This window comes from Chlorogloeopsis sp. ULAP01 (assembly GCF_030381805.1).
Lineage (GTDB): Bacteria > Cyanobacteriota > Cyanobacteriia > Cyanobacteriales > Nostocaceae > Chlorogloeopsis.
On sequence record NZ_JAUDRH010000009.1, the window covers coordinates 208,027 to 234,053 of the forward strand.

Annotated in this window: 16 protein-coding genes; 5 read left to right on the forward strand and 11 right to left on the reverse strand. The window is 40.9% G+C overall.

Going from position 1 to position 26,027, the window contains the following annotated elements; translation table 11 throughout:
• Positions 1-329: 329 nt before the first annotated feature.
• Positions 330-3,947: a PAS domain S-box protein gene (locus QUB80_RS19330; protein WP_289791136.1), complete on the forward strand. Its 3,618-nt coding sequence runs from the start codon at positions 330-332 to the stop codon at positions 3,945-3,947.
• Between the two features lie 103 nt (positions 3,948-4,050).
• On the opposite strand, the gene QUB80_RS19335 is transcribed toward QUB80_RS19330, so the two are convergent.
• The 3 genes from QUB80_RS19335 to QUB80_RS19345 all read right to left on the reverse strand — a co-directional run bounded on the left by QUB80_RS19335 (position 4,051) and on the right by QUB80_RS19345 (position 7,384).
• Positions 4,051-4,287, reverse strand: a complete 237-nt coding sequence (locus QUB80_RS19335; RefSeq protein WP_289791238.1) for a hypothetical protein — start codon at positions 4,285-4,287, stop codon at positions 4,051-4,053.
• Positions 4,288-5,094: 807 nt separating this feature from the next.
• Positions 5,095-6,552 carry a protein adenylyltransferase SelO gene (locus tag QUB80_RS19340; protein ID WP_289791137.1) on the reverse strand — a complete coding sequence of 486 codons (1,458 nt, stop codon included), beginning with the start codon at positions 6,550-6,552 and terminating at the stop codon, positions 5,095-5,097.
• A 271-nt stretch (positions 6,553-6,823) separates the two neighbouring features.
• On the reverse strand, positions 6,824-7,384 hold the full coding sequence (locus tag QUB80_RS19345) for a GNAT family N-acetyltransferase (protein ID WP_289791138.1): 561 nt from the start codon (positions 7,382-7,384) through the stop codon (positions 6,824-6,826).
• A gap of 345 nt (positions 7,385-7,729) precedes the next feature.
• Here QUB80_RS19345 and bioB point away from each other — a divergent pair, with 345 nt between their 5' ends.
• Positions 7,730-8,734 carry a biotin synthase BioB gene (gene bioB / locus QUB80_RS19350; RefSeq protein WP_289791139.1) on the forward strand — a complete coding sequence of 335 codons (1,005 nt, stop codon included), beginning with the start codon at positions 7,730-7,732 and terminating at the stop codon, positions 8,732-8,734.
• Positions 8,735-8,862: 128 nt separating this feature from the next.
• Here bioB and petL read toward each other — a convergent pair whose 3' ends face one another.
• Positions 8,863-8,958, reverse strand: coding sequence for a cytochrome b6-f complex subunit PetL (gene petL, locus QUB80_RS19355; RefSeq protein ID WP_289791140.1), 96 nt, complete (start codon positions 8,956-8,958; stop codon positions 8,863-8,865).
• A 456-nt stretch (positions 8,959-9,414) separates the two neighbouring features.
• Here petL and QUB80_RS19360 point away from each other — a divergent pair, with 456 nt between their 5' ends.
• Positions 9,415-9,957 (forward strand): superoxide dismutase family protein, encoded by a 543-nt coding sequence (locus QUB80_RS19360; RefSeq protein WP_289791141.1) that lies wholly within the window; start codon positions 9,415-9,417, stop codon positions 9,955-9,957.
• 77 nt (positions 9,958-10,034) lie between these two features.
• On the forward strand, positions 10,035-11,126 hold the full coding sequence (aroB, locus tag QUB80_RS19365) for a 3-dehydroquinate synthase (RefSeq protein ID WP_289791142.1): 1,092 nt from the start codon (positions 10,035-10,037) through the stop codon (positions 11,124-11,126).
• Between the two features lie 138 nt (positions 11,127-11,264).
• On the opposite strand, the gene QUB80_RS19370 is transcribed toward aroB, so the two are convergent.
• From QUB80_RS19370 to QUB80_RS19395, 6 genes are all read right to left on the reverse strand, one after another.
• Positions 11,265-12,959, reverse strand: coding sequence for a DUF1565 domain-containing protein (locus QUB80_RS19370; RefSeq protein WP_289791143.1), 1,695 nt, complete (start codon positions 12,957-12,959; stop codon positions 11,265-11,267).
• A 1,457-nt stretch (positions 12,960-14,416) separates the two neighbouring features.
• Entirely contained in the window at positions 14,417-14,878 is a 462-nt protein-coding gene (locus QUB80_RS19375; protein ID WP_289791144.1) for a HetP family heterocyst commitment protein, read from the reverse strand.
• 84 nt (positions 14,879-14,962) lie between these two features.
• Positions 14,963-16,099, reverse strand: a complete 1,137-nt coding sequence (locus tag QUB80_RS19380) for an HlyD family secretion protein (protein WP_289791145.1) — start codon at positions 16,097-16,099, stop codon at positions 14,963-14,965.
• A 949-nt stretch (positions 16,100-17,048) separates the two neighbouring features.
• The gene (locus QUB80_RS19385) at positions 17,049-20,192 is read right to left on the reverse strand and encodes an ABC transporter transmembrane domain-containing protein (RefSeq protein WP_289791146.1); all 3,144 of its coding nucleotides are present in this window, start codon (positions 20,190-20,192) and stop codon (positions 17,049-17,051) included.
• An 841-nt stretch (positions 20,193-21,033) separates the two neighbouring features.
• Positions 21,034-23,448, reverse strand: a complete 2,415-nt coding sequence (locus QUB80_RS19390; protein ID WP_289791147.1) for a GH116 family glycosyl hydrolase — start codon at positions 23,446-23,448, stop codon at positions 21,034-21,036.
• Positions 23,449-23,849: 401 nt separating this feature from the next.
• Complete coding sequence (locus tag QUB80_RS19395; protein ID WP_289791148.1) at positions 23,850-24,515, reverse strand: helix-turn-helix transcriptional regulator; 666 nt, start codon at positions 24,513-24,515, stop codon at positions 23,850-23,852.
• Positions 24,516-24,632: 117 nt separating this feature from the next.
• Here QUB80_RS19395 and QUB80_RS19400 point away from each other — a divergent pair, with 117 nt between their 5' ends.
• Positions 24,633-24,971, forward strand: coding sequence for a PDDEXK family nuclease (locus QUB80_RS19400; protein WP_289791149.1), 339 nt, complete (start codon positions 24,633-24,635; stop codon positions 24,969-24,971).
• Between the two features lie 12 nt (positions 24,972-24,983).
• On the opposite strand, the gene QUB80_RS19405 is transcribed toward QUB80_RS19400, so the two are convergent.
• Positions 24,984-25,526 carry a GIY-YIG nuclease family protein gene (locus QUB80_RS19405; RefSeq protein ID WP_289791150.1) on the reverse strand — a complete coding sequence of 181 codons (543 nt, stop codon included), beginning with the start codon at positions 25,524-25,526 and terminating at the stop codon, positions 24,984-24,986.
• Between the last annotated feature and the right edge of the window lie 501 nt (positions 25,527-26,027).

Consider the following 26,027-nt stretch of genomic DNA (forward strand, 5'->3'; position numbering starts at 1 on the left):
TATCTTGCTCAACCCGATTTAATTTAGTATTCCCATCAGTTTCCCTATAAGAAATAAACTGTACTGCAATTACGCATAAAGATTTGATGAGTTGGCAAAGTAAATATTTTCACTGATTGTGTGAGATACTCTTGACTTTTTATAACTAAGGAAAAACTTCCTACATAATTTTTATAATTCTGTAGTTGATGTGATTGTTCAAAATAGTTGGTTATGGGAAAAAATCAATACTCACTTTACCCGATATTCAAAAATAGAGTGGAAATGGTCGCTTAATATTGATATTTCTATGTAATTATCGGGTTATATCCCACCTAAAATTGCAGCATATGCAGAGGCAGTCACAAAACAACTATGAACATAGCCAGCCAGAAAATTTACTCAGGCACGACGCAGATTTTTTTCAAGCTTTGAGCGTTTGTTGTCCAATAGGTATTTTTTCAACTGATAATCAAGGCCGCTGTACTTATATTAATCCAATTGCTCAAATGATATGCGGCTTTGAAGTTGAAGAAATTTTGGGGGAAAGCTGGGTGCAGTTTCTTCACCCTGAGCAACGGGAATCTGTCATGGCTGCGTGGCTGGAGCGGGTGTTTATTGAAGGTGAGTTTTGTGGTGAATGCTGCTTTCAGAATTTAGATGGGGCAATTCGGTGGGTACAAGTGAAATCCTCACAGTTGCGCGATCGCCAAGGAAACCTCATTGGTTCAGTAAACACAGTTGAAGATATGAGTGAGTGTCAAACTGCACTCTCAGAATGTAAGCAAGATCAGGAAAAGCAATTTCAAGAGCAAGCAAATATTCTGGAGGCTATCCTCTCAGCATCAGTAGATCACATCTATATTTTTGATCGCGCTGGTCGTTATCGCTATGTGAGTGCAGGTGGAGCCGCCGTGCTGGGTTTGTCCTCACAAGACTTTGTAGGCAAAATCTGGCAAGAATTAAATTTTCCTGTTGATATTACTGTGACAATGGAGGAGTTAGATACCCATAGACAAACGGTAATTGCAACTGGGCAGCCGCTTCGGAGTGAAACTGCTTATCTTGGAATCGATGGTATGCGTTACTACGAATATATCTTCACTCCATTTCAACCTCCAAATCAAGGTATTGAAGGCGCGATCGCCATTTCTCGCGATATCACAGAGCGCAAACGAACAGAAGCAGCATTGCAACAGAGCGAGCAACGGTTGCGATTAGCACAACAGGCAGCCAATATCGGTACTTGGGAATGGAATTTACAAACAAATCAAGTATCCTGGTCAGAAGGGATTTGGCGTTTATTAGGATTGGAACCCAATTGCGAAGAGCCTGGTTTTAAGGCTTGGCTTGATTTTATCCACCCTGGCGATCGCGAACGGATCATGCAGAATGTAGAAGCAATATTTGCTCAGGGAGAGGACTATTATGATGAGTTTCGCATTATTCAAAAAGATGGCTCGCCTAGCTGGCTGGCTTCTATAGGACAAGTGATTCGCAATGCTCATGGACAGGTTGAGCGGTTTTTAGGCGTAAATATCGACATTAGCGAACGCAAATATGCCGAAGAAGCACTGGAAACAAATTTAGCGCAATTAGAAGCAGTAATTAATAGCATGACCGAAGGATTGGTAATCGCCGATCCGCAAGGCAACGTCCTCATGTTTAATCCAGCCGCATTAACTATGCATGGTTTCCAGTCTGTTGAAGAAGTGCGCCAACCTGTACAATTTTTTGCTAACCTATTCGAGGTACAAGAATTAGATGGTACTCCTGTAGCCTTGGTAGATTGGCCCCTTGCTCGCGCTTTAGCCGGTGAAGTATTTTCTAGACGGCGATTGTGGCTTCATCGCATAGATACAGGCAAGCGCTGGGTAGCTGAGTACGGAGGAACGCCTGTACGTAATAAGGCGGGTGATGTCATCTTGGCGATTGTAACTAGCAGTGATATAACCCTACAATATGAAGCCGAGGAAGCACTACGCTCAAGTGAGGAGCGCTTTCAAGCTTTCATGGCTCATAGTCCTGCCGCCGCCTGGATTACGGATGCAGATGGGCATATTCTTTACCTTAGCCCCACTTATTTCCGAATGTTCCAGTTTTCTGAAAAGGATGCGATCGGGAAAAGTGTTTTTGAGATTTATGATGCTGAATTTGCGCAACAATTTTTTGACAATATCAGGACTGTTGCCAGAACTAATCAAGTTTTAGAGACAATTGAGGCTGCACCTCGCCCGGATGGCACATTAGGAGAATTTCTTGTCTATAAGTTCCCGATCTTGAATTCATCTGGGCAAGCGATGGTGGGAGGAGTTGCCATAGATATCACTGAACAGCAAACTGCACTGCGCGATCGCAACAGGGCGCAACAGGAACGCGAACAACTCCTGATTCGGGAGCAAGCAGCACGAGTGGAAGCGGAAACTGCAACAGAGCAAATCGCCAAAATACTGGAAAGTATCACCGACGGCTTTATCGCCTTTGATCGCGAGTGGCGCTTTACCTACGTAAATCATGAAGGTACTCGAACACTGGGGCGTTCATCGCAACAATTGCTTGGCAAGAATGTCTGGGAAGAATTTCCAGAACTAGCAGAAACCAGTTTTGGTAAGTTGTACAAACGGGCAATTACAGAACAGCTACCCCTAGAACTAGAAGATTATTATCCACCTTTTGATGCTTGGTTTTCCGTGCGTGCTTACCCTTTCCCTGAAGGACTTGCGCTTTATTTCCACAATATTAGCGATCGCAAGCGAGCTGAAGTGGAACGGGAACAACTACTAGAGCGCGAACGAGTGGCTCGCGAAGCTGCTGAATCTGCCAATAGAGTTAAAGATGAATTTTTAGCTGTTCTTTCTCACGAGTTGCGAACTCCACTTAATCCTATTCTCGGTTGGACGAGACTGCTGCGAACTGGAAAAGTAGATCGACAAAAAACAGCGCTGGCTCTAGAAACTATCGAGCGCAATGTTAAACTGCAAACTCAACTGATCGGAGATTTGCTTGATGTCTCCCGAATTTTGCAAGGTAAGATGACCTTGAATGTGTGTCCGGTAGATTTAGCTGTGACGATTGAAGCAGCCAAAGAAACAGTACGTTTGGCAGCAGAGGCAAAGTCTATTCCAATTCAAACACAATTAGAGCCGACAACCAAACAAGTGATGGGCGATCCAAATCGGTTGCAACAAGTCGTGTGGAATCTGCTCATCAATGCAGTGAAATTTACTCCTACTGGTGGACAGGTTCATGTCCAGCTGAAGTATGTTGGTACAGAGGCACAAATTATAGTTAAGGATACAGGCAAGGGAATTAGCCCTGAGTTTCTGCCCTACGTGTTTGATACCTTCCGACAAGCTGATGGTACAGTCACGCGCAAATTTGGTGGCTTAGGATTGGGATTGGCAATTGTCCGCCATATTGTCGAAATGCACGGCGGCTCTGTCTGTGCAGAAAGCCCTGGAGAAGAACATGGAGCAACATTTACAGTCAGGTTACCACTAATAAGTACAACTGTACAGTCAAACCAAAACGATACTGTGTTGGATGATTTACCCAGTTTGAGTGGAGTGCAAATCTTAGTTGTAGACGATGAACTTGATTCGCGCGAGCTAATTAGCTTTATCTTGTCAACTGCTGGCGCACAAGTCACTATAGCCGCATCAGCACAGGAAGCATTGGAGATATTGAAAAAGTCACGATTTGACATTGCCGTCTGTGACATCGCCATGCCCGAAGTAAATGGTTATATGCTGATCCAGCAAGTAAGAACTTGGACTGTTGAACAAGGTGGACAAATTCCGGCAATTGCCCTGACTGCCTATGCAGGCGAACTGAATCGGCAACAAGCGATCGCTGCTGGATTTCAACAGCACATTTCAAAACCCCTCGAACCAGAGGAATTAATCGAGGCGATCGCGCTTTTACTTAATATTGCAGTTAGCTCTAGTTACACTGGAGGCACTCAATAGGCTACAACAGTAAAATTGACTAGAACAATGCTCTATAGTCTGTGGTATTGCTCTATAAGCAAAAAGCGAAGCGGCAATGAACGCGCTTCGCTATTTAAGAACTTTAATTCAGAGCTTCGTCTGATTGAAAATCAAACACAACCATGAAGTTAGCATCAGGCGACAACTGGCGTAGACGTTGCAAATGCCCGTCTGCATCAGAACGACTGCGAAATCTTGCGACAAAAACCCTTTGCGTATCTGAAAGTACGCGCACGATTGTCCAAGCATTCAGACGTTGTTTGTAAGCGATCGCGCTTATTTGTGGTTGGGGATCGTTGTATTGAGTATTTTGTGCCATGATTAAGTTATCCATAAGGTGTTCGATGAAGGGCGTTAGTGAGTCTCTTGGCGGGGATACACTAGCGCTTATTCAAATTAGATTCAATTTTTGCAAGCAAAGTTTGTCAAGTGTCAAAGTTCATTGACAGGTGTGAGTAAACAGTGAGTCAGCATAAATAACCAACAAGGGACAAGAAATCCGCAGAAAACACCCAGGGAAGACAATCAGTGACGTAGCGATTGAATTAGATACGTCCTACCTTTTAAATTTCTCTATTTTGAAAAGAATCAAATATCTCCAAGGCAAGAGATATCGCTAGTACTTAGCCTACTTGATTTGTATAAAAGCACATAATCAAAGTTAGTGCAAGGCAAATTTGCCTTTTTTTCATGGTTTGATGTATTGACTGGTAACTTCCATGCTTGGGCGATCGCTAATTTAAGTTTTTGGTGGCAGCTAACAATAATCACTGTACTATAAAATGTGTATTTTCAAGCTAAATGGGTTACCCTGCACCGAAGCCGCGCAAAGCGCGTCTACGTCCCTCAACCCAACCTACATCAGTATCATATTTTTTGTGAAATGATATTACGGCTTCTTGTAGAGTAGGAGTACGAGCTTCGCATACTCTTACGAGAAGCCGTACCTACAGGAGGTGCGTCTGGCGCGTTTACGTGACGCAAACGGTGGAGCTACTGCTTTGGGGAAGTGCGCCCTTGCAGGTAAAGTTCCTTGTTGCACCTGTTGTCGGGTAGGGGCAAGGCGACTTTCAAAGGTAGCACATAACGCCCAAAATAAGGGCTGTTCTCACCTATTACCTATCACTTATTTTCCTGACCGAATTTGTTGAATTAATTTATAAAAAGGTTGCCAATTATCTTCTTGAGCTATTGGTTCCCAAACTGATTCAATTATCGGTCTTAAGATGACTGTACTGGGATTATAACGAACTAAAGATTGGGATATTTTATCGATTTCATCTGGAGTAAAATTACTTAAAATTCGATGATAAATGCCTGACCAATGCAAGAATAGCTCTGAGTTTCCTAATGATTGGCCAATTTCTGATTTATTCATAATGTAACTTGCATCATCTCGCCATTCGGTGGAAAAACTTTGAGCCATGTCTGCAAAGAAATGGTGATAGCTAACTGGATAATGCTTCAAAAATGCAATTGTTGCCTCTAACAATTCCTCTGCTTCTGCTTCGGGTTTTTGTTCAAAACCTAGTTTCTTTAACATTAAAGAGCGATATTCAGCAAGATAATATCTATTAAAATTTGCTAATCCTGCTTCCATATCAGCGTGAGTAATTACAACTTTTAAGGCTTCTTGAAGTAATTCTAAATTCAACTTACAAATTTCTGGTTGGTTGATGTAACAATAACGTTTATAGTAATCAAAATATGCGGCGGTAAAGAAGGGATCATAATTAGGAATAAAGGCATAGGGGCCATAATCAAAACTTTCCCCTGTGATTGACATATTATCGGTGTTTAGTACTGCATGACAAAAACCAGCCGCCATCCACTGTGCCACTAGTTCTGCTGTGCGTTTGACTAATTCTGCATAGAACAAAGCATATTTCTCTGTTTCACCGACTAAATGTGGATAATATTGCTCAATGACATGATCTAACAACTTAATAGTTAAATCAGCACGACGAAGGTAGTGCAACCGCTCAAAAGTACCAAAACGAATGTGCGATCGGCTCAACCTTACCATTACTGAAGAACGGGTAGGAGAAGGTTCATCACCCCGCCAAAGGGATAAACCTGTTTCAACCATGCTCAGACAGCGTGAAGTTCGTACACCCATTGTATGCAACATTTCTGCTGCCAACACTTCGCGGACACCACCCTTAAGTGTAAGCATACCGTCACCACCGCGAGAGTAGGGCGTTCTGCCAGAACCTTTAGTACCAAAGTCATATAATTCGCCATCACTACCACGTACTTGCCCATACAGAAAACCTCTGCCGTCACCCAACTGAGGATTGTATTCCCCAAATTGATAGCCGTGGTATCGCAGTGCTAATAAGGGTTTCCGTTCCTCAAATTTACCGAAGGCGACAATGAAATCTTCATCTGTGACTGTTTGAGGATCTAGCCCCAATTTGGGTAGGAGTGCGTCATTACGCCAGCGCAGGATATGTAGAGGAAATTCTGCTGCTGCTACTTCATCGTAGTAATCATCGCCCAAAGATTCTAAGGCGGGTTCGTAGTTGAGAATCAAAAAAGGATTTTTAGAATTGGTATTTTTGGAAGTTTCAGCCAGAGTCATTACGAGTACAGCTTAGTTCGTCTTCCCTTAATGGTACCTCTAAGGAGTTGTTCTGCCCGATGAGTTGGTTGTAAGACAGAAGACAGAAGGCAGTAGCCGCTACGCGTCTACTTACCCGACGGGAAGCCGGGCAAAGCCCGTCTACAGAAGTCGCTAGCTAACGCAACGCCTGACGGCGAACGCGCAAGAGCGTAGGTAGGAAAGAGAATTTGACTTGTTTGTTCTACTCTTAGTAGGTAGCGCGCCGCCTATATAACTACTTTTGAGTATCTTACCAATTAGAATTTATCAAACTCGTCAGAATATGATCTTGCCATTGCCCATCAATTAATAAAAAATCTCGTGCATAGCCTTCTACAACAAATCCTAGCCTTTTTAACAACTTACCACTGCGTTGATTATGAGGCATATAATTTGCTGTGATGCGATGCATTTTTAATTCTGTAAAGACATACTTAGTTGCTGCTTGTAAAGCTTCTGTCATATAACCTTTGCCTTGTTCTGCTTCTGCAATGCTATATCCCACATTGCAATATTGTGCTGCACCCCTAACAAAATTTGTAAAATTAATAGTTCCAATAATTCTGTTGTAGTTATTTTTTAAGAAAATAAACAACCTCAAGGAACGGTCGTTGACAAATTCATGTAAATTCACTTCTACTTGAAATTGCCAATACTCTTCAGTGAAAAAATTATCGTCCCAACGAGGATAAAAAGGAGTTAAATAATATTGATTGCTGGTGAAATATTCTATAATTTTTGGTATATCATCTTTTATCGCTATTCGTAATAATAAATGATCGGTTATGAGTATTGGTGGTTCTAAATTCATATTCGGAAGAATGTAATACTATATATATTTATTATTTTAATAATTTTATTAGATTTTATATGGACTCAATGTAATGGGAAAAAGATAAAATCTGACACATCTGATGAAGTGACGGAGGAATATACCCTTCAGTTGCTAATTCAGTAGTAAAAATTATATTCTTCACATCACTTAAATATTGCTTACTTGATTTTTGAGTAAAAATTACAAATGCGATCGCCTACTGTGTCCGGTAAGAGCAGAAAATTTTCCAGATTTTCTGTCTTCGGCTAGCACCATCGCCCGGAATGCAGCGTGTGATGTAGGTTAATAAATCAGGAATTCATAAACAAAGGAAGATGAGCCGTGGGAATACGCTACGATTGGCAGGAAACAGAAATCAGGGCAGTATACTTTACACCATTGCTAGAGCTAATTTATCAAGCTGCTAGCATACATCGCCAATATCACGATCCCAAACAGATCCAAGTTTGTAAGCTTGTCTCTATTAAAACAGGAGGTTGTCCGGAAGATTGTAGCTACTGCGCTCAGTCTTCTCGCTATAAAACAGAAGTTAAACCACAAGCACTTCTAGACAAAGAGACAGTGGTTAACATTGCCCAGCAAGCAAAAAAAAGTGGCATTAGCCGCGTTTGTATGGGTGCTGCTTGGCGAGAAGTGCGAGATAATTCACAATTTGACGAAGTTTTGGACATGGTAAAGGAGGTAACAGCATTAGGCTTAGAAGTATGCTGCACTCTCGGAATGCTGACACCAGCACAGGCAAAGCGTCTTGAAGAGGCGGGGCTGTACGCTTATAACCATAACCTAGATACTTCGCAAGATTACTACAGTACAATTATCACCACTAGAACTTACGGCGATCGCCTCAACACAATTCAAAACGTCCGTCAAACAAATGTCACTGTTTGTTCTGGTGGCATTCTTGGTTTAGGTGAAACAGTTGAAGACAGAATTTCTATGCTGCACACTCTGGCAACTCTACATCCTCATCCAGAGTCTGTACCAATTAACATTCTCTCCCAAGTCCAGGGTACACCCTTAGAAAATCAACCTGACGTGCCGATTTGGGATGTAGTGCGAGCGATCGCCACAGCACGTGTAGTTATGCCAGCTGCGGACATACGCTTAAGTGCAGGCAGAGCCAGACTTTCTCACGTTGAACAAGCTTTATGTTTTTTGGCAGGAGCAAATTCTATTTTTTCTAGTGATGACGGGCATATGTTAACTGTAACTACACCATGTCCAGGTTATAGTGCCGATCAAGAAATGTTAAATTTACTTGGTTTAGAAATGCGTCCGCCATTTGTACGTCAACAGAAAGTGACACAAGAAGTTGTAGTCAGATAGCACAAAATAGGACACAGGGATAAAGAATTGAGGGAGTTGAGGGAGGTGAAGAAGTAATAAGAGTAAATTCTTCCCCATATTCCTTATCTTCCTCATCTGTTCCTCCCCTACTCTCCGCGTCTTCTGCTTTAAATTATCTTGGCGGCACGCAAACCGAACAACAAACCAACGGCGATGCCCAAGAAGATTGCTAAGAAAACAACATAAAATACTACAGCTAACATTTACGTTTCTCCACAATTGTCTACTAAATCTATTGAATCATTAGTTAGGGATAGTTCGTGACAGTTGGGAGTAACTCAGCCTTACTAAATCTTTGTGTTATTGCTTAGTGTAAATTCATTGTGACCTTCAACGCAGAGGGGAGGCAGCGCGCCCTTGGGGGTTTCCTCGTTGTAGCGACTGCCGTCGCGCAAAGGAAAACGCAGAGGAACGCAGAGTTTTTGATAGAGAATTCACTACTACTGCCGAAATTTAGAATTTCTGTGATGTAGACATAATATAAACGTGTTATTACCCTGGCGTAAGCTTCCAATTGCTGCTTAGAAGTTTATGCTTGGTTTGCGATCGCGCTAAATATATTCGTTTAAATACTGAACTAAAGTTATTTATTGCTACCAAAAGAGGTCAGGTTGAGTAAGTTTTCACTCTTTAAATCTTTATTATTATTTGGAGTTTCCTTGTGCCTAGTACTAGTTTGTCAAGTTACATGGGGGCAACCAAGCATACAAACCAATCTATTACAAGCACAAGCTAAGATTGCAGGTACAGATATTAATGGCGTAATAATTCTAACACATATAGGAAATGAGTCAGTACGGATTCGGGGTCAAATTCAAGGCAATCCAGCCAAGCTGACTCCTGGGCCACATGGATTCCACATTCATTCTGTAGGTATGTGCGAACCGGATGCTCAACCTCCTTTTGTTACCAGTGGTGGACATTTTGATCCTGGGCCTTCTGGATCAGAACTTCCTGTAGAGGCAAAACATCCCGATCATGCAGGTGACTTGCCGAATTTGGTAGTAGATGAGCAAGGAAGTGCAATATACGATGTCGTAACCGATAAAGTCACTTTAAGTGAAGGTTTGTTCAGTTTGTTTGATAGCAATGGTAGTGCCTTTATTCTTCACCAATTACCAGATAAACAACAAGCAAACGGCACTGCGGCAGATGCAGGTGGAGGACGGATAGCCTGTGGGGTGATAACTCGTAATATTTGACTGATCGCCAGTTAAACAATGAAGCCAACGCAGCATTGCGGTAAAATAACCGACACGCGCTTGGAAGGGTATTGGCAATGGCTTCTACAATCAAAGTAAATTTACCGCAGCAGTCTTATGATATTGCGATCGCACCAGGTGGTTTAGATCGACTGGGAGAGTATATGTCAGGTTTGAAGCTGGGCAAGAAAGTGTTGCTAGTTTCTAACCCGACTGTTTTTCAACATTACGGACAAAGAGCGATCGCATCTCTACAAACTGCTGATTTTGAAGTTGTAAGCTGCATCCTACCCGATGGCGAAAACTACAAAACTCTGGAGTCTTTACAAAAAATCTATGATGTAGCTTTGGAAAATCGCCTAGAACGCTCCTCAACTATGGTGGCTTTGGGAGGGGGCGTGATTGGTGATATGACTGGTTTTGCTGCGGCGACTTGGTTGCGGGGAATCAACTTTGTGCAAGTACCTACCACTCTTTTAGCAATGGTAGATGCGGCAATAGGTGGCAAAACAGGTGTTAATCATCCCCAAGGCAAGAATTTGATTGGGGCATTTCATCAACCGGGTTTGGTATTAATCGATCCAGAGGTATTACAAACTCTACCTGTACGAGAGTTTCGTGCTGGCATGGCAGAAGTGATCAAATATGGTGTGATTTGGGATGCTCAACTATTTGCAGAATTGGAAGCAAGTCAGCACCTTGATGCAATGGGTGATATGAAGTCGGAATTAATAGACTGCATTTTAGTGCGTTCTTGTCAAGCCAAAGCTGATGTAGTCAGCAAGGATGAAAAAGAAGCCGGACTGCGAGCGATACTCAACTACGGACACACCATTGGGCATGCGGTAGAAAGTTTAACTGGTTATACGCAAGTACTGCATGGTGAAGGAGTGGCAATTGGGATGGTAGCAGCAGGAGAAATTGCTGTACAACTAGGGATGTGGACGCAACAAGAAACGGAACGGCAAAACGCCTTGATTGAAAAAGCAGGTTTGCCAACCAAGTTACCAGTCGGGTTAGATATTGAAGCGACGATTGAGGCGTTACAGATAGACAAGAAAGTGAAGGCAGGGAAAGTCAGATTTGTTTTGCCAACACAAATTGGTGTGGTGAAGGTAACTGACCAAGTACCATCAGATATTATCCGGCAAGTATTGCGGGGTATGTAGTAAAGGGGACTGGTGATTGGGGATTGGGAAGAAGAGGACACGGGGAGGGGGAGAAGGGGGGAGATAAGGGGAAAATCTTTCTCCTGTCCCCTTGTCCTTCCTTCTGCCTTCTGTCTTGCCCTAAGGGCATTGAAAAAATTACTGAGCTTTAACTAAATAAGGTGAGGGAATTGCTTGAGCGCGTCCAGCGTTTACCAGTGCTTGGTAAACAAATGCGGCAACGTCTGCTCTAGTAGCCTGACGGTTAGGATTTAGTTGCTTGACTGTGGGGTAATTGACTACCAACTGTCGTGCAGTTGCAGCAGCGACTGGAGCAGCTGCATACTGGGGAATTTGGGAAGCATCGGCGTACAAGGAAAGCACACTTTGATTGTCAGCCGATAAACCTAAACCGTTTGCTAAAGCAACTAACGCCTGCACTCGTGGAATTTGCTGCTCTGGTTTAAACGTGCGATCAGGATAACCAGCAATAAAACCACCTTGGGAAGCAGTTTGAATGGCGTTGTAAGCCCAGTATTTACTAGCGACATCCCTAAAGTTAATAGCTTCACGTTTGGGTGTTGGAGCAAAGGCTTTAGTGACAATAGCAGCAAATTGAGCACGTGTGACAGGTTCATTGGGTTTAAAGGTGCCATCAGGAAACCCAGCAATAATATTCCGGGATGCTAAAGCTTCGATATGGCTTTTTGCCCAATAACCGACTGGAACATCTTTGAAAGCAACTGCACCGCCTGCTGGTGGCTTAACCTCAGCCGCAACAAACTCGACGGAGCCAGCAATTTTCTTGGCATCAATATCGTTGCCAATAGCAAGAATCTTAATAGTCTTGGTGGCGTTATGCAGATCGTGGCGAGTGTTACTGCGGATCAGATTATCACCTGGACTTTCTGGAGAGCCAAGATCTGGTTCGGCATTGATAGTTGCCACTACACCATCGCGCTTGTTGTTCTGAATCACATTCTTACGCAACATCGGCTTGGCTGACTCTGAGATATAAATACCATCTATGTTTTGTAAAATTTGATTTCCCTCAATCAAAGGTGTGGAAGTACCTCCAATTGCCAAGCCAAAGCCAGTGTCTTGAAACAAGTTATTGCGAATTTCTCCAGAAGCAGATTTAGCTACCGAAACTCCGTTACCTTTGTTTTGGACAAAGACATTATTTTCAATTTTGGGATTCGCTGTACCCGTAACAAAAACACCTTCTCGAACGCTATTGGTGAAGGTACTATTTGCAATTGTAGGATTCGCTGATTCTACCCATATAGCAGTGCCACGACTGTCTGCGTTAGTCACTGTGACTCCAGTAATCACGCTATCTTTGTCAGCCCGAATCGTCACATTTTGACGGGCAAAGGTGGGACTGATATAAGTACCGCTACCTTGAATTAATATTGCTTGACCTTTGGTGGATTCGTCACCCCGGAGTGTTACGCCTGGTTTGATTAGTAGTGGGAAGGTTTCTCCACTTTCTGCGTTGTAGGTACCAGGAGCTAGTTGAATTATTGTACCTGGTTGAGCCTGATTAAGAGCATAAGTAATGGTTTTATAAGGCTGTGCTTGTGAACTACCAGCACCAGCAGTGTCCGATCCTGTTTCTGAATTAACGTAAATTATGCTTCCACTTGCTGGAACTTGTGCCAATAAAGTAGTGTTAATACCTTGATTGTAGGTAGTATCGGCATTTACCTCTGTGGATAGAAGAATTGAGCCGCTAGAAAACAGTAACACTGTGCTTAGTGCCACTGGTAAACGGAGAGTATTTCCGAAGTTTTGTCCACAATTAAGGCGAAAAGTGTTTTTTTGTGGAGTGGGAAAACCCTGATGTTTCATCTTAATTTATGTCTGTGATGTGCTGAATTACCGTTTGTTCAACAAGGTGTCAATTGCAGCCGAGTAGCTGTCAAACCCATGCAAAACTATAGCGGATGACCAGTACCTTAGCAGCTCGGTTCCCTATGTGTAAAACATAAATTTTTTGTTGTGTTTTATTGTGTAATTTTTAGACTTTAATTCATCACAGACATGAACTTACTTGCTACAACACTGAACTTTGACGGCAAGCGTCGCACATTTGATATCACGCAAAAGTACTGCTGTAACTACAGCTATTGTGCGTTGCACACTTAATTCGGTTTTACCGTATATTCGCTGTGAGTAATGTATTTCTTAGTAAAAGCTTATTCTAGAGAAAACTAGTATGAGCAAAGTGGAGTGAGTTAATAAATTATCAAAAACTCAGGTTATTTGTAACTTACACCTTCATAACTCAGCTTTACTCATCAAAACAACGTATAATAATACACTAAATCTTAAATAAACTTAATATTTATATACATTTAGCAATATAGAGAGATAAAAAATAAAAAAAATATTAGGAAATCAAAAAATGCAAAATTTTCTGTAAAACTAATAATTGTTCAAACGGGGTCGGCCAATATAAAGACCCTGAATATAAACTAAAACTTTTAAAAGGAGTCAAAAAATTTAAAGACTCCCAATAATATGTAGCTCACAATGTTCCATGCGCCAAGCTGTATAGTATCAGCCTTGGTGCTTTTAATTTATAAATATTTGTCGCGGCTTGGAGAAACCATGTGCAGTGAGCAAGCAGCGTACACCGTCAGGATTTGAATAACCATTGTATATAGATTCTGATGTTGAGCCTGTATTGTCCTCGGTTATTTGGAAAAAAAACTGGAAGCTCTATGATATTTATGAGCTTCCAGTTGTCGCTTTATCAATTGTTATTGAAAAAGTAGAAGGAATCCTAATCGGGAGAATTAAGATGGGATAATTGAAACAGAAGCAAAGTTACTATCAGTTCCAGTAGTCAAAAGTAGTTTTACCGTTACTTTTTCTTTTTCCGTGAAAGTTTTGCTTTTAAACATTAACTTTTTAGGAACTTAGCAACACCCACCCCGATGTTGAAAGTTTTATTAGCAATGCTTAGACTAATTCAGAAAAATAACCACCAACAGTACGGTCTGACTCTTGGAAACCGGAGTAAAGGAGAATTTTACTTCTTAACAATTTGAGTAATTAAAAAATCAGTTTTATGTATTTTAGAGTTTTCTCCTTACTTATAATTTTTACTTCAAGCAGCTATCTTGTACTTGTTATTTATAATATTCCTAATGTTCATAATTAATTTGCCACTTTGGCAGAATGATTTCAAGGTTAAAAAAACATAGATCCCCGCCTTCTTCAAGAAGTCGGGGATATTTACTTATATAGCGATCGCTAACTTCATCAACAAACTTCAATCATCTGGTGACTCAAAAGATATTTTAGTTAAATGCAGAGAATTTGAATGATGAGTCTTGAGTGTGATCTGAATTAAAATCAGACTTAATTGATTGATGTTCGTTGATTTGAGTAGCTAGCCAGCGATCCGAACTACCACCTCGAATTTCTGTTTTTTTCTTGCCAACTACCTCTAGATAAGCAAGATCTTTGATTTTGCTTAAGCAGCTTTGTGATTTAGAGCTATCAGTCTTTTTCTCAGAGGGTAAAGCGGCTAGTTTAAGATTTTCATTGCGTTGTTGGCTAGCTCTCTTGATTTGTGAGTTTTCTTTAATCAATCGGTTATAGGTGCGGTAAGGAATGTAGTGTAAAGGATTGTAGCCAGCAAACCGCAGCATTAATACACAAGCCCAGGAATACTTGCCTGCAAGAATTGCTTCAACTACTTGATCGAGCTGTTCTGGGTTAATTGACTTGTCGAAATTGTTAGTAATGTTCTGATGCATGGTATTCGTTGCCTTCAATAAAATAAATCAGTTTGTCAGTTATGTGGTGATTTTGGAGCGCAATTGGAATTTATAAATTACTCTCTAGGTTTTTTGTTCCCTAATTGGTTCCAGGAACAGATCACAAATGCGACGCTGGTAAATGATTTGGGCAGTAGCTGATTGTCCTGCTTTTAAATTGATGATTTGATCCGGATCTAGAGCTACTTCAGCCGAATACACCCAACCAAATTTGTGATCAGGTTGGGCATTACCAGAGATTGATACAATTGTGCCTGAGAGAATATTTTGCTCTTGAAATTCAATGGCGTTCTGTTGTCTGGCTTTACCTTGTGCTGATGGCTGTCTGTACTCATCAGCATCTAGTTTGATTTGTACTTTGTCTCCTTTTTTGACAAAGTCTATGTTTTGGTAAGGCAGGCTAATCACCAGAGCAAGGGATGTATCGCTAGAAGTGATTTCACCAATAGATTTTTTGGGTTGAGCTATTGTGTTAGCACTGGGCTTGTTAAAAGGATTTACAACCCTATCTATTGGAATATTGAGAAATCTCGGTTCTGGTTCAGCCTTAACTTTGTTGAGCAAAGTTTTAGTTTCGGTAATTTCGGTTTGTAACTGTGCTAAGGGAATTTGAGGAGAAGCAATTGTCTTGAGAGTAGCTTGTTTAGTAGCAACTGTTTGAGTTTCCTTAACTTGCTGCTTCTTAGTGTCTAAGTTACCAGCCAACTGTTCGGTTTCTAATTTTGTTACCCCTTGACTAGTTTTAACCGCAACCTCAACTGCTTTGTCAAAATCCTGTGGCTGAAATTGATGAAGCTCTCCTAGTGATATAAATTTTCCTCTGACTTGACCGACTTGTTTAATCTTTCCCGTAAAAGCCCAAGCCATTACAGTCGCCAAAAAAGCTAAACTGCATAGCAAAACTATACGAGGAAGAACTGAAGGCGTTTGCTCTAGCATTTTCTGTAAGGATATAGAGCAATTACCCGTACTTGTAGCTGTTGCCTGTAAGGGTGTGGCATTTGTAGGTAGCTTGGGAAACGCTGCTATTGAGGGCAACTTTTGTGATTGCTCCTTAATTATCGAAGCGATACTACCTCCACAGATTAGTGCCATTTCGGGGGCTTGATTAGAACAGGGATGCACATCCTGCATATTAATCGTTAAACTCCCTAATTGGCTTGAGGTTTTGACTGCATTTGACCTGATGATTCTGTCCATGAGCTGACCTAAAATCGGAAACCTGACTGTAGCTTTAGCTTTGATAAGGCAGTGACTGAGGCAAAATTTTACCTTGAATCATGTCCTTTGACTTGTATGAAAAAGTCTCCGTTTGGCTCTTGGTAGATGCAGTTTGTCCTCGGAAATTTGGGCTGACTCTCTTAATTCAATTACTTTCCCTGGTCATGTAGATGTTTTGATGTACACCGATACTTAGGAGTGTGTTAAGTAATAATGTTTGTTCTACAAGATCTATGACAAAATAGTCATCCACACTATGTAAGAACAACATTTGTACTTATACTATTTTTTCCTTTGATTGTCATCTGCGGTGTTGGCATTTCTTGTAAGTTTAATGCACTGAATTTGTTCTTCTATTTAATTAAGTATTATACAATTTCCATTTTGTCCACAAGTGTTAAATACTGTAGGGGTTTCGCCCCTCACCTACTATTTCTTTTTGGCTTTTATTTTTCATACCTTTTTAGGAAGTTTTACTATTAACTATGTAAATAAACAGCCTAAAGTCCTGACTATACATATAGTCATCTAACAATTTTAGCCTTCCATAAATTTTGATAATGTTTTTACAGGTGATGGTGAAGCTTTATCTGTGCTAAACCAGTAAATGGCTTATCTGATAGCACTTTCAAGTTAACATTTGATTGCGAAATTACAGTAAACTTGTTGTTAATTTTGCTTAAAAATTAACTAGTTATTTCCGACAAAAAGTTATCAACAATACAGTCTTTAAGTAGATTTTTTTCTCTACTGACTATATAGGTACAAAAATATAATAAAATCTACTTAAAGCATAATTTACCAAATAAAAAGTAGCTAATTATGCTTTGGTAGAAATAAAATTTTAAGCAATCTCTTGAAAAGAGAGTCGCAGTTTATGCTCGTATTTATATGGAATTATTTTTAGTTTATTGATGTAATATTATGGTCAGTATAAGTGTGATCGCAGATGTGATTGCTGTTGAAATAAGTGGTAATAAAGACTGCGGATTCCCATTAGTTGTTGATGAGTACCTTGTTCAACGAGAATACCTTGGTCTAAAACGAGAATATAGTCGGCATAACTAATAGTAGAAATACGATGAGTAATAATAAATTTGGTAATAGCTTCATCTGTATAAGTATTGTTGAGATGATTAAATCGAACTAGGTTTTTGTAAAATCTTTGTTCTGATTCTGCATCTAAATAAGTGGTAGCTTCATCCAAAATTAAAATGCGTGGCTTCCTCACCAGGGCGCGGGCGATCGCTATTCTTTGTCGCTGCTTACCTGAGAGCATCATGGCTCCTTCTCCCACACGGGTGTTGTAGCCCAAAGGTAAAGCTTGGATAAAACTGTGTGCTTCTGTAAGTTTGGCAGCAGCGATCGCTTGCTCCAGGGAAATCTCTGAGTTGAATAATGTAATATTTTCTAAAATGGTGCCTGTAAACAAAAAAATATCTTGCGGCACCACGCCTAATTGATTTCGCAAAGACTGGGGAGAAACATTGGCAATATCATACCCATCAATCAAAACCCGTCCACTGTGAGGACGATATAAACCTACAAGTAAATTTACTAAAGTACTTTTACCAGAGCCACTAGCACCAACAACAGCAATTGTTTGTCCTGCTTTTACCTGAAAGGAAATATCTTGTAGAGTGTTAGATTCCGCATCGGTATTGTAAAGGAAACTAACATTCTCAAAATGCACATCACCGCGAATCTGGGGTAACTCCAGTGGCAGTTTTTGTAGATTCGCTTCTGGTTGGGTGGCTAAAACATCATTTAGATGCTCAAGAGAAATTGCTACTTCTTGAAAATCATCCCACAACCCCACCAAAGCCAAAACAGGTTTGACTATACCACCAACCATCATACTAAAGGCAACAAACTGACCAACCGACATCTCCTCATTGATCACCAATGTCGCTCCATACCAAAACAATGCCGTAGTACCGAGATGATTGCTCAAACTAGTTGCAAGTTGCAAGTTATTTGCTAACTTTTGAGCGCGAAACCGCGTCTGTACCATACTTGTTAAGCGTTCTTCCCAGCGCCAACGCATTAGATTTTCGGTTGCGGCAGCTTTGACTGTAGCAATACCAGCGACAATTTCTACTAGTGCAGAATTTTGCGCTGCCGATTTGTGCAACAGTTCTCGCGATAAATTTTTGAGGAATGGATTAGCTGCGACAGTCAAAATCGCAATTAACAGAATTAAACCCACTACCATGCAAGTAAGGCGTAAGTTGTAATACACCATTAATCCCAGGTAGGCAACCACCATCAAAGCATCTAGGGTGGTAACTATAGCTTGTTTGGCAAAAAACAGTTGAATTTTGCGATTTTCTTGAATGCGAGTAATAATATCTCCCACCTGGCGCGATGCGAAAAACTGCAATGGCAAGCGCAATATGTGGCTCATAAAACTGCTGAGTTCAGCAAGATCCATATGGTTGGAGAGATAATCGAGTAGGTATTGGCGTACTGCTTGGATGGTAATTCGCCAAAAGCCGAAAAACAGGAAACAAATAGCAAAAACATTCAGAGCAAGCAAACTTTTGTATGGCAATACTCGATCCAGCACAACTTGGCTAATTATGGGAACTGCTAGTGCAAAAACTTGTAGCAGTACTGAAGCCAGAATTATTTGCCCCAGTAGCTGGCGTTGATGCCAAAATGTATACCAAAAGCTACCAAAAGAAGTTTTTTTACTTTGTTTGGCTTCGAGACGTTCAGTAGGAAATAAAAGCAGTGCATATCCTGTCCAATTTGCTTCAAACTCTGCTTTGTGTAGCGATCGCTTACCGATTGCCGGATCGGAAATTAACACGCGATCGCCTTTGACTCGCCAAACAACCACAAAGTGAATTCCTTGCCAGTGAGCAATCCATGGTTTGGCTTGCAACTCTAGCTTGCTCAATGAAGCTCTGACTGGTAATGTATCATATCCCACAACTTCTGCTGCATCTGCTAAAGCAGTTAAAGATGTACCTGTGCGGTTGGTTTGTGCAAAGTTTCGCAGCGTAGTCAAGCTCAAGCGTTTACCCCAATAAAGGCTAATCATTGCCAAACACGCTGCACCGCAATCTGATGAATCTTGCTGCCCAATAAAAGGATAGCGACGCCAAAACCTTTTAGCCAAGCGATGCTGGTTTCTAGTTACACAAAAGTCAATCTCTGTTGATGAGAGTGCTTTTGTATCCTCTAGATTACCCGTGTCCCCTTGTCCCCTTGCCCCCGTGTCCTCTTTTCCCTTGTCCTGTTCTTCCTGTCTGGTGAGAGATATTTCTGGAGCGATCGCAGCTACTGATTCCCAATTTTCTTTAGAAACATGGTATGTTACGAGTTCTGTTCCAGCAGTCCAATTTGGAATTGCGAGATTAGGGTTGTCCCAACTTTCTCCTACCATTGGTGGTTGAGTTTCTGTGGAAGAACTGCTAATCTTTCCATGTACCAACCAAAAGCGTCCCTCTAAAGAAGAAGTTACTTCTACCAAAGATGAGCCAGCACTTATCTTTGTTTTTACTAAGTGAGATACAAGCTTTTGTAAAGTATGACTGGTGTGTGAACGTAATTCAGTAGCAGTTTTGAAGAAAATTAACGCTTGTCGCTCATAAGTAGCTTGTTGTAAATAATCATTCAAATCGGGAAGCTGCTCTAACCACTGTTTGAGACTATCCAAGCAAATATATGCTATGAAACCATCACTAGCTGCAACTGCCCGGTAAGGTAAAGGCTGATAGTAGAATAAATCATCTACTCCAAAGGTTTGCTCTGCCAATAGTAAGTGAGTTGATACTTCTCGCCCAATGCTTGTGTCAAATCCCAAAAGCCGCACTCTACCTTTACAAACCAGGAAAAGAAAATTTCTACTATCTTCTATTTGTTGATCGGGAGTATAACTAGCTAAATCATCACCTAGTTGAAACTCATGCATCACCCAAATTTGACTAAAGTCCGATAGAAGGATTGAATTTCCTGCGACTCTCCTTAAAAACTTTAGGATAGTCATTTGTGGAGTGGGAGAGCGTTGGTTAGTTGTACAAACCTGCTCTCGTTGAACTCCTGACGATGAGTACGAGTTCATTGTTTTGATATCTGTGTAAGCTGATGAATTTAGTTTTTGAAGCGTATATTTGCATTTCAGACAGTTCAAAACTTCTTTGATTGAAGCACTTTGCCTCATAATAATAACTTTTGAAAAGCACATCTTTTTTTATTTTTCATCACTGCTCGCTTCCTTTTGATTTGTGTTATTGCTTTTTCTACTACGAAGGTTTAAAAGTTCCATTGTCCAATGCTTAATACCCAGTTATTTTGAATAGTTTTTCATCAAAATTGCTAAAATTAGCTGTTTTTCATGTGTGTTAGTAAGCATTGCTATTTAAGTAAAAAATATTCTCTTTTAAAGAAAAAAGAGAAATTCATATTTACGCAAAAAAGATGAGAAATAGAGTGTTGATGTCATAACTTGTTAACATTTAAATTTTTTACTGGTAATAATTGCTAATGTCCCTAGAGCTACAAGTAAAATACTGATTCGGAAACAGAAAATTTTGAGATGGAGACTTCAAAACCAAAATTGAACTCGTTGTTTGTATTAGCTCTTCCGGAAAAATCACCAGAATCATTAGTTAACTTTGTTACGTTTATACTGAGGAAAATTTTGCTGTACTACCACTTTTTCAGTAAAATACAACATAATAGTTGTCCGAAAAAGCAGCCAGATAAAAGAGATTAGTTACTATTGTTTGAGAATTCATATTAGTCAATTACAATCAATTGCAATGAAAAACCGGACTTTTATGCCCGGGCGATCAAAAAAATCTTGGGAGTGGGAGACAAGGAGACAAGGGAACAAGGAGAATAACAAACATTTTCCCAATCCTATTCTCTGTTCCCTATTCCCTTTTAATAATGACCAATGACTAATGACTAATGACTAAATAAATTCCCCAAATTGCCATTGCCCGTAGATAAGTACTGGCACGAAAAGTTCCAACCGCAGTAATAGCTTCAGGTGTACGGAATTGTAGCCCATTGTCATAAATTTGTTGGACTACCGCTTTTGTTAGATTCATGGCTTCATCTTTCATTCCCATTTGCACTAAAAATGCTGCCAAACCAAAATTTATCCCTGTCCACACTTCTAAAGGATGGGTAGCTTGAGGATTTTCTGGTGAACCATCACGCTTGAGTCCGTTAGCAGCACCAAACTTGCCATGATTAAACTTGAGAAAGCAAGCATCGTAAATAGTTTTCAAAGCAGACAAAGCGCGATCGCTCCCAACAATATCAGGCAACCCCAACAAACGTGCATAGAATTGTCCGCACAATTGATCTGCCATCACTACATCCGAGCCACTGTCACTGTCGAGTCTGTAATACTGCCCATTCCAAAGTTTCTCTTCATAGATTGGGCGAGATTGTTTTAACCATGCTTCGTAGATAGATTTTTGCTCTAATAGCTTTTGTGTATTTTCTGTACCTTGACCTTTTGTCATCAAAACATCACAAATTGCGATCGCAGCTTCCAAAGCTGCCAACCACAACCCACCGCAATAAGCACTTACTCCCCATAGTCGCCAGTCATCAAAAGTTTGATCGGGCGCACCGGAATTTTCCGGAATTCCATCTCCATCTTTGTCAAAAGTCTTTAGATAGTTGAGGGTTTCCACAATGGCATTCCAGCAGTCTGCCAGAAATTGCACATCATCCGCACCAGTGAGGAGAAAATCGCGGTATACCTGCAAAACAAAGTCACTACCTAAATCTTTCCACAGATTACAATCTTGGTAGCTCGTGTAATTTGTCTTTTCCCAAACGTGTTCATTGGGAGCGCCCAAGTCGTGAGGCGTTGCACCTGCTACCTTGCGAACAGCCATAGGGCTTTCTGCGCCAATGGTGTAATAGTAGCCAATAACGCGGCGGCGATCGTCACTTTTAGGAATCGCCCGTGCAAAAGCACGAATTACAGCTTTCTCCAACTCTGGGAAAAGTATTAACAGTCCAAAAGAACCATATAATCTGACATCAAGACTCTCGTACCAGCGATAGTCCAAGCATTCTAGCACTGCAAATTGACCAATTGGATCACGCTCTGATGCTGCACTCCAAAGAGTACCGCCAGCAGTAAGATCGTAAAGCTCATTAAATAAAGCTATTTTGAACCAGTCTGGTAAGTCTGCACGCTCAAGAATAGGTTGTTGCCAAGCTTGAATCTGCTGTTGCCAGATTTGATATTGTTGTAGCGCAGTAGATGCGATCGCCCAAGCATTCTTGCCGTTATTACCAAAAAAGTCTGTATATCTGCGGTCATATTTAATGCCAGCCGCAAATTCAGTCACAGGAAAATCCCACGTCAGAACAAAAGGAATTTGCAATGTTGCACCTGGCTGCACAGTGAAGCGCACAGCAAGTGCTGCTCCTATCTGCTCATCTTCCTTTGCTGGAGTTTTATTTATATAGTTAGGCAGAGAACCATTTTGTGCAAAGCTTTCCCATACATCTTCACCCGTACCAACTGGATTCCAACGGCTGTGGTGAAAGATTTCCATATTCGGATCTTTGCGTGTGGCAATACACCACTGTCCCTCTCCTTCTTCAACTGCTTCGCCTATACCTAAGCGATCTAAAATACAGCCGATATATTCAGTATCTTCAAAGAACTCGTTAAAATTATCCTTACTTTCATTCAAGCGCGGCTGATATTCGTACACTGGGCTACCATCATCCCGCAACCTTATCTCCGGAGATTTCAAGGCATTAGTAAACCAACCTACCATATTCTGCCAGGTGAGCATAATACTCAAAGTAATAGGTGCATTTGTCGGGTTACGTACAGTCCACAGAAATACCGCCACAGGATAGCTAGTTTCTTGGTAGTTATTCGCCCAAATAGGCGAAAATTGCTCGCAGGTTAACTGGGTATTATATACCCCTTCATAAACAAACCAACTGCGGGGATAAAGAGCATGGTAAGTACCACTTACGCCGTCTTTACTTGTTGAATACCACTGCCATGCTTGCAGGCTGCTATCTTCCGGAGCTTCTGTACACAGAGCATAAGCTTGGGAAGATGTGCCATCTGACTCAAATACACTGAATTGACAGGCGGGAATATTTTTGAAGATATGTTCGCCACCGTCGATATGCCACAGATTAAAATCTCCCCGCGAAGAACGGCCGATACAACCCGCACCAAAACCGCCTAAAGGCATTCCATGCCAAGGCCCATCATCAACATTACTAGCATAGCGGACGGTGTAGGGCTTGTCCCAACCTAAACCAATGGGACGACTCCAAGTACAGGAAGGAATTTGCGGAGAGGATTGATTTGTCATCGCCTCTATTAATAGCGTGCAGTCACGATAATGAAGACTAGCGCGATGTGTAAAATTTCTCAAGTCTACTGTTAGGAAATTTACACTTCACTTCCATATAAGAGTTGTTGTTTTTTTGTGCGATCGCGCTCTCACCATCGCTGTATATTTCTCATATAGCATCTAGAAATTCAATCCGATGCGCCAAAGTCAGCCCAAGGATGAATCCTTTACTAGTTTTAATCACAACTGTGCGAGTGAAGTAGTTCCTTTACCTCTCCAGACGCGAAAACTCCAGGGTATACGCCATTGGTCAACAACCTAAGTATAGGAGCGAGATTTGTTGATAAGGTGAAAAACAAAAGTTACCTACCAAAATCCGGACATCTAGTAGGTAGCCTCAGTCAGTTTTTGGTCTGACTTTAGACCGTTTGTGCTAGTTGATTGTTTAGGGCTTCGAGATCAATTTCGTATCCTTGAAACAGGTCGCTGCAACTAGTCTTGTCTGTTTCAGCCAGACGGAGTAAACCCCACAACAGATGTTCAGTCCCAATAGAGTTCTTACCTTGAAGCCGAACGACTTGCAAGGCAAGCTCTAGAACAAATTTACTCTCTCGGCTAAATCTCGGGTTCTCACAGGATTCAAAAGAATGCTCATTGGTTTCGATGACCAGCGTCATGCCATTTACTCGAAGTAAACGAGCACTTGTTGTGGTTGGATCAGCCAACAAGCCAGCCAGCAGATGTTCTGGCTCGACTTGTGATTTGTGCGAACGTGCTGCCTCATTTCGTGCAAACTTAACTGCGTTGATTGCCTTTTCAGTAAACCTCTCGTAACCAAACTCGAAACCAAAGTAATTTTTGAATCGCTCAACAAGTGTTTGCATAGAATTTTTCACCTCGTAGATGAAAACGTCTTCAAGTGCAACTTTGAACAGACTAGCAATTTTAAAAGCCATATCTAGGCTGGGGTCAAACTTGCCAGATTCAAAACCATTGACCGCCTGACGACTGACTCCTAATTCCCTAGCAAGGTCAGATTGTGACCACTTGTGCAGTTGTCGAAGTTCTTTCAGTCGGTTTTTCATGGCTTTGTCTGTTCTTTGTCAAGTATTACTTTACATAGTTGCCGACATCCTTGTCAAGTTTTACTTGACAAGGAGGATTTGCGGTAACGTTTGGGATAGTAGGAAATTCTGCTCCAGATGCGGCATAACAACACATTTGAAGCGGACTGGCAAAGTTGGTCAATGTTGTGGATTGTGGAAAAGGAAAAAATTATCAGTAGGGACAGCGATTCAGGGTTATCTATCAAGCAATCTCAACTTGGTGCTTACGTAATAGCACGCTTAAAGTGCGATTACCTAGCCAACGGACTTTGCTTGGGTTGGTTAATCTATCCCTACACTCCCTTAGTGGAAATTTACCGTCCAAATCAAGATGTAGAAACCTTTTACTTTTCTGAACAAACTCCACCCACTTTACCAGGAGAATCTGTACTACCTGGATTTATGCTTGACCTAGCTCCTGTTTTCAATCTTTGAATGCAAATAGATTTATTTCAAATCTAGTAATCCTTCTTCCTTCAACTTCGGATTAAATCTAACTTGTGCTTGCAATCCGCGCTCCTCTAAAACTTTTAAAATTTCTGCCTCTACTCGCCGCGCCACATTTTTAATAATTTTAGTTTTTGCCATTTCATCAATAGAATTCTCATAATTTGTATTCTCTTCTGGTGTCATTGAGACTTTGGCATCTATTGGCTGTGTCCATTTTTCTTTCTCATCTTTATTTCCCACAGGCACACTACCATTTTCTTCAATCCATGCCTTCTCAATATTTTCTAATACTGTGCGACTCGGACGTTCAATTGTTTGAATTTTTATCCAATAACACTTTTGTGGTTGACGTACTAAATGCTGCTTAAGACTGAGATAAACATCACGAGAATATCCTACATATTGCAGTATTTTTTTCTGGTCAAAAATCGCATAGACCCCGATTCGACCTTGAAAATTTTCAGGTAATTGACCATAATCATCAATACAAGGAATATATTCTAGACTTGCTAAAGAAAGAATATTTGTTTCAGTTGACATAAATCAAATTAAAAATTTCAAAGTTAGTATTTTTAGCGAGTAAATAATAAATTGCTAATTCTTTTGATCCTCTGCTATTAGCCATTAGCAATTAACTCTTTAGCTTCTGGTTTGAGAGCAAAACTACTATCAAAACTTTCGACAATTTTTAGAGCCATTTTACTTATAGTTATTTATAGGTAATTGTTAACTACTGAGGACTATTGTGTCCATCACTAGAGCACGCTAAAAAATCCACTTTAAATTAGCCTATTGGATTGTGTGACTCCTGTCAGTGGAGAAGGGTGGCTATTTGAGATTAAGAATTGTGAAGCTAAATGTTTTTGGGCTTATATCCGGTTTGAAGGCAGCCGCGATGAAAAAAATCATCACCAAGCATGAAAAAGCTATTTCTCCTATACCCCACCTCTTACATCCTCCTTCAAGTCAAAGGGTATTAAATTAAAAATTGTTGAATAATTAGCCAAATTTGGCTGATTTGATGGAGAATATCCCCTCATA